Raw genomic sequence first — 660 nt, forward strand, 5'->3', positions numbered from 1 at the left:
GGCGGCAGCGGTGCCGGCAGGGGCGGGAGGGCGCGCGGCGTGAGAACGTCACTGGCCCGCACTCCGGGGAGAGGCGCCGGTCCCTTGTCCTGGGCGGCGCGCGCCGCGCGGGTGGCGCTGAGCCGGGAGAGCGCGTCGAGCAGCTCGCGTTCGCCCCGGCCGCGCAGCAGGAGCAGGACGAAGGGATCGGCGTCGAGCAGCCGCGCGGTCTGGTAGCAGAGGGCGGCGGCGTGCTTGCAGGGGTGGCCCCGGTCGGGGCAGCTGCAGCGCGGCTCCAGATCGCCCGGGCCCGGCAGCAGGGGCACGCCGCAGTCCGCGAGGGACTGGGGCATCTCCTTGTCGAGGAGTGCCGCGATGTGCCCGGGCCGGTCGGCTGCGGCGTCCAGGAACCGCTCCCAGTCGGAGTCGTCGAGCGTGCGCAGCCGCACCTGCACGCGGTACGGGCGCGGACGGCTGCCCCGCACGTACGCCAGCACCAGGCCGGGCGTCACGGTGATGGCATCGACATGCCCCTGCCCGGCGTAACCCCGCCCGCGTTCCAGCCGCTTGACGTCCAGCGCGCCCTGCTCCAGCGCGGCGACCCACGCGTTTCCCCACCAGCGCTCGGCGAAGCCCTGGACGTCCGGATCCCGGGGCGGGAAGGCGGGGAAGGTGCGGCGG

The 660-nt window shown here is 76.5% G+C and carries 1 protein-coding gene; it reads right to left on the bottom strand.

The genetic code is table 11. The features are described 5' to 3' along the window. A partial coding sequence (locus CA983_RS44680) for an SWIM zinc finger family protein (RefSeq protein WP_208637203.1) occupies positions 1 to 660 on the bottom strand: 660 nt, incomplete at both ends.

Source organism: Streptomyces swartbergensis, assembly GCF_002148965.1.
Classification (GTDB): Bacteria; Actinomycetota; Actinomycetes; order Streptomycetales; family Streptomycetaceae; genus Streptomyces; species Streptomyces swartbergensis.